The organism is Streptomyces atratus, from assembly GCF_040655115.1.
GTDB classification, from domain to species: Bacteria; Actinomycetota; Actinomycetes; order Streptomycetales; family Streptomycetaceae; genus Streptomyces; species Streptomyces atratus_D.
Window position 1 is genome coordinate 1 of sequence record NZ_JBFAJH010000115.1, and the last position, 5193, is coordinate 5193.

A 5193-nucleotide genomic window follows, 5' to 3' on the forward strand; every position below is an offset into this window, starting at 1 on the left:
CTGCTCAGCGTCACGTTCGAAAGATCCTGTTCTCGCCCTGCTAACAACAGAAGACTCGATTGTCCTCATGTTTCACGAGAGTCTGACAGGGAGGGGCGGGCCGGGCTTGCGGGTGGGGAGCGTGAGGCCCGCAGGCACGATGTGTTTCTGGCGCGGCCGCGGGGCTGGCGTAACCAGGTGTGGGAGACCGACCATGTCCAGGCGCCGGTGCTGGTCGGTGTCGAGGGGACTTCACGCAGGCCGTGGATCACGTGGTTCACCGACTGCGCGACGAACGCGATCACCGGCGTCGCGGTGACGCCGGTGCATCCGTCGCGGGAGTCGGTGCTGGCCGCGTTGCGCTCCGCGGTGCTGCGCGAGGACCCCTACGGTCCGTTCGGCGGGCTGCCGGAGAAGGTGCGGGTGGACCGTGGCAAGGACTTCCTGTCCCGAACGGTGACCGCCGCGTTCGACCTCCTGGACGTGACAGTGGAGGACCTGCCCGCCTATACCCCCCACCTCAAACCTCTGTCATCACACTGCACCTCATCGGGTCGTTGCGGAGTGTTCGGGGTCGAGGACGCTGCGGCGTGGTCGGCCGATGACGGGCCGAACGAGTTCGGGGCCGGGCAGGGGGTGGACGTACTCGCCCTTGTCGTTGGCCAGGACGCCGGTGATGATGCCGTCCCGGCGCCAGTGCTTGACGGTCTGGAAGTGGATTCCGAGGTGGCGGGCGAGTTCGGACACGGTCAGCATTCCCGCGTCGAGGAGGCGTTGGCGGTGGCTGCGTAGGTGGTATGCATTACGCAGGTGGACGATCATGCCGCGGGTGAACGGGCGGTTCATGCCGCTGGGCAGGCCGCGTTCGTTGAGGATCGCCGCGCTCTGGGCGTCGGTGTGTTCTTCGAGGAGTTAGTCGAGTGCTGCGATGACGGCGGGGTCGGTCTGCCGCAGTTCCCAGCCGGTCAGTGGCCGGGGCAGGGTGAGCTGGTGGCTCTGGCCGCCGTGCAGGACGACACCGACACTGATGTGGTCGGTCTTGGTGAGGGTGACGTCGGTGACCAGGAGCCGGATCATGCGCTTGCGTTCCCGCATCGGGGTGGCCGGGTCGTTCCAGAGCCGGGGAAAGTCGGCGGCCGGCGCGGTGATCCTGGCACGGGTCTCGGGCGAGAGCGGGCCGATCGCGGTGTTCTTCGCGCGGTCGTACTCCTCGGTGGCTTCGGCGAGTTCACGCAGGGAAGCGTTCCAGTCGGCCTCCAGCGTGTCGGCGACCAGCCGGTTGGCGGGATCGACAGCCAGGTAGCGGCGCCTGGCGAGGTCGGCGCGGTAACGGGCGCGTTCGACGCAGGCGGCGCGGAGCTGGTCGGCTTCCTCGACGCGGCCGGCGAGCTCGTCGCTCACCCGCAGTGCGACCTCGAGGGTGAGCGGGGTGAGGGTGGACAGCAGCAGTTCGCCGACGGCAGCATCGATCTGGTCACCGACCATGGTCTGGCAGATCGGGTGCGCGTTGCGGATGCCCTCGTACTGGCAGAGGTAGATGGGTTTGCTGGTGCCTTTGTAGTGCTGGTAGCGCACGGTCATGCGGCGGCCGCACTTGCCGCAGGAGACCACGCCCTGCAGCAGCGCGGTGCCCTCGCGGGGCGGGGAGGCTTTGCGGTCGGTGCCGTGGGCGGCGGCGAGTTCCGCGAGCCGGGCCTGGTTGGCCTCGAACTCCGCCCAGGTCAGATAGCCCGGGTGGGCGTCGGTGATCAGCACCGTCCACTGATCGCGTGGCAGGACGCGTGTGGCGGTCTTGCCGCCGGGGCCGCGGCGGTGTGAGTGGCGTCCGTAGAAGAACGCGCCGGCATAGCGCGGGTTGTGCAGGATCTGCAGGACCCGGTGGTGCTGCAGGATGCCCCAGGTCAGCTCGCCCTTGTTGGGGCCGGTGCGGAGCCGGCGGGGGAACTTCAGGCCGGCGTCGGCGAAGGCTTTGACGACGGCGTAGGCAGATCCGGTGGCGGCGAACGTGACCAGCAGGTGCCGGATGGCCTGCTGGACCGAGGCATCCGGGTCCAGAACTACCCGCTCGGCGTGGTCGTAGACCAGGCCGACCGGCAGCGGCTGAACCAGTTCACCGCGTCGGGCCTTGGACAGAACCCCGCCTCGCAGACGGGCCTTGAGCAGGTGCAACTCCGCTTCTGACATCGTTCCTTTGAGGCCGAGGAGCAACCTGTCGTTGAAGTTGCCGGGGTCGTAGAGACCGTCCTCGTCCAGGATCAGGGTGCCGGTCAAGGCGCAGATCTCGAGGAGTCGGTGCCAGTCGGTGTTGTTGCGGGCCAGGCGGCTTACTTCCAGTCCGAGGACGATCCCGGCATGTCCCATGCCGACCTCGGCGACCAGGCGCTGGAAGCCGTCCCGGCCCTCGGTGGAGGCACCGGACTGGCCCTGGTCGGTGTCGATGACAATGATCTGGGAGTGGTCCCAGCCCAGTGCGATCGCGCGGCTGCGAAGGGCGTACTGCCGCTGGGTGGACTCGGTGTTGTTGATCACCTGTTTGAGGGTGGACTGCCGGATATAGGGCTCTCCTGTCGCTTCCGTGGGTGGTCAGTTCGTGAGTTGACGGCCTGGTAGCTGGGGTCGGTGGCCGCCGAGGCTGAGCATCGCGAGGGCGATGAGGGACTTGGGGTCCTTGAAGCCGAAGGCGATGCGGGTGATCAGTCGGATTTTGGTGTTCATGGACTCGACCAGGCCGTTGCTCAGCCCGTGCTCGGCGGCGGCGGTGATGGCGTCGAAGTGTCTGACGATGCTGCGCTGCAGCTCGACGAAGGCCGCTATCCGTGAGCGGCGGGCCCAGAGCACCCAGTCCCACAGCGCCTCGGTGGTGTCGGGGCCCTGTTTGAGGGCGGTGCGCAGACCTTCCTTGAGCAAGTACGCCCGGTGGAGCAGCGGGTGAGCCTTGGCGATGAAGAGCAGCTGGGCCCGCTGCCCGGCCGTGAGGTCCTCGGGGTTCTTCCACAGCGCGAAGCGGGCCTTCTTCAGGGATTTCGAGCCTCGGGTGGATCTGCCCTTGCCTCCGCGCTCGGCGTTCCACACCTGACGGCGCACGACGTCCAGGGCGTCGGTGGTCCACTGAACGACGTGAAACGGGTCCATCACCCGTACCGCCTGCGGGCAGCGCTCGGCGACCACCGTGGAGATCCAGTCGGCCGCGTCCGCGGACACGTGGGTGAGCTTCGCGGCGCGCTCGTTCCCCAGGGCGTCGAAGAACTTACGCAGGGTGGCCTTGTCCCGGCCGGCCTCAGCCCAGACCAGACGCCCGGAGTCGTGATCCACCACGACGGTCAGGTACTTGTGGCGCTTCTTGTAGCTGATCTCGTCAATACCGATCCGTCGTAGCCCGGCGAACAGGTCCACCGACTTCTCGACGTCCGCCCAGACCCGGGCGACGATGTTGCCCACCGTGCGCCAACCAGTCCGCATGAGCTGGGTGACGGACGTCTTGGAACAGCAGGTCGCCAGCCAGGCCACCTGCGCGTCGAACGCCAGGGTATGTCCGGCGCCGTGCCTCGCCCAGGGAACCGAGGCGACCACTATGCCGTGCTCGGGGCAGGAGACCCGGGGCGCGTCGGCCTCGAGGAATGCCTGGATGACGCCCAGGTCCAGGGCCCGCCAGCGGCGGCGTCCCTCACCAGCGTCGTACTTCGCCACCTTGCGCTGACAGATCCCGCACCGCTCCCTGCCTTCGCCGGTCGGACATGCGCCACGATCACCAGCTCACCACCGACACCGCCCTCGGGGCCTGCCTCCTCGGCCTCGACCTGCTCGATCAGCGTCTTTTCGACACCGAGCAACCGAACCCATATCCTCTTACTTTGCACGCCGTATCCAGGTTTATTCGTTTCGTACCTTCAGCAGTCGAAACGTACCCCGGGTACGGCGTGTTCTGCGTATCAGCCCTGGTCAACGACCCACGGAAGCGACAGGAGAGCCACAAATGGCTCACCGATGCGCAGGAGAGCCCGCTGCCCACAACTCCCCACGTGGACCTGGCCAAGCTGCGGTTGCTGGAAGTCACCGTGATCCACTCCGCACGCCGACTCGACCTCGCCGACCTGCCCTCCTGACCGCACTGTCCAGCCCGGTCTTCCCTTCCGGGCCGCACAGTCGACAGTATCGCTCCGTGGATTCTAATTCGGTGTACGACGGCCTGGATTCCCAACCGTGGGTCAAGTGTGGCGCCCCCGAACTACCGCAGATTCTGCGGGCGTTGGCGTCCCCCGACACGCTCACGTCGCAGAGTGCAATGCACGCTTTGGCGGATCAGATCTTCAACTCTGAGACGGTATTTCCCGCTGCCCCTGTCGCCGTTCCATTCCTTGCACGGCTGGCCGCGGCAGGCGTTCAGAGCGAGTTCCTGCTGAACCTGCTCGGCTCCATGGCCAGGAGCGATAGCGAGGTCGGTGTCCCACCTGGGGCTGCCAGGTATGCACTGGCGGCGCAACTTCCGACTCTGCTCCCGCTACTGACCCATGGAGATCTTGTCGTACGGGAATGGGCGGTCTGGGCAGTTGCGCAGGGCCGCGCGCCGAAGGCCGCCCTGTCAGCGCTCCTCTCTTGCTGGCAGGTGGAGACCGACCCATCCATCCGGGGAGACCTGCTGTTCGGCATAGCGCTGCTTGAGCCGTCGCAGGGCAGTTATCTGGCTGCCAGCGCCCTCCGGGTAGAAGAGCCGGCGCAGGTCCGGATCTCCGCAGTCGCGGCAGGCCTGGACGCGGGACTTGCCTGGAGCGATGAGATGGCCGCGGCGATGATCGCCTCGCTGCCCGCCAACCAGCGGATTGGGCAGACCCCGTGGACGATGGAGCCGCTCGTTGAGGTAGTGGAGCGACTGATCCGCAAGAGGGCGCTGAGTGACGCCATCAATCTGGTGGTCTCCGGGCTGCGCATCCACAGCGAGCCTGGCTCTGATGCCCACGTGGAGGCGTTCAACGCCGCAGAGTTGCTGGGCGACTCGTCTCGCGATGCGCGCGCGCCGTTGCTCCCCGCTCTACTCCCTCTCCTTGACAATCCTGAGGATGTAGATGACCTACTCCTGATTCTCGAGGCATGGCGCAACGATGATGATGGCGTAACTCCAGGCCTAGCGGTGGTTTGTTGACTGCGGGTCAGGGTTGCAGTAGGCCGGTAGCAGAGAAACGTCGCCTCGCCGTCTGGGGGCTTGTGATGACCCGTCGT

The 5193-nt window shown here is 66.9% G+C and carries 4 protein-coding genes and 1 pseudogene; 3 read left to right on the top strand and 2 right to left on the bottom strand.

The window, feature by feature from the left end:
* A partial coding sequence (locus AB0I23_RS41945) for an integrase catalytic domain-containing protein (protein ID WP_436847079.1) occupies positions 1 to 771 on the top strand: 771 nt, incomplete at its 5' end.
* A 120-nt stretch (positions 772 to 891) separates the two neighbouring features.
* Here AB0I23_RS41945 and AB0I23_RS41040 read toward each other — a convergent pair.
* Together AB0I23_RS41040 and AB0I23_RS41045 are read right to left on the bottom strand one after the other, a co-directional pair.
* The gene (locus AB0I23_RS41040; protein WP_359118328.1) at positions 892 to 2532 is read right to left on the bottom strand and encodes a recombinase family protein; all 1641 of its coding nucleotides are present in this window, start codon (positions 2530 to 2532) and stop codon (positions 892 to 894) included.
* A gap of 30 nt (positions 2533 to 2562) precedes the next feature.
* A pseudogene (locus tag AB0I23_RS41045) lies at positions 2563 to 3821 on the bottom strand (ISL3 family transposase).
* Here AB0I23_RS41045 and AB0I23_RS41050 point away from each other — a divergent pair.
* Together AB0I23_RS41050 and AB0I23_RS41055 are read left to right on the top strand one after the other, a co-directional pair.
* Entirely contained in the window at positions 3714 to 4082 is a 369-nt protein-coding gene (locus tag AB0I23_RS41050) for a hypothetical protein (protein ID WP_359118330.1), read from the top strand. The pseudogene AB0I23_RS41045 and the gene AB0I23_RS41050 sit on opposite strands and share 108 nt — an antisense overlap.
* Before the next feature lie 188 nt (positions 4083 to 4270).
* The gene (locus tag AB0I23_RS41055) at positions 4271 to 5116 is read left to right on the top strand and encodes a hypothetical protein (RefSeq protein WP_359118326.1); all 846 of its coding nucleotides are present in this window, start codon (positions 4271 to 4273) and stop codon (positions 5114 to 5116) included.
* Positions 5117 to 5193 lie beyond the last annotated feature (77 nt).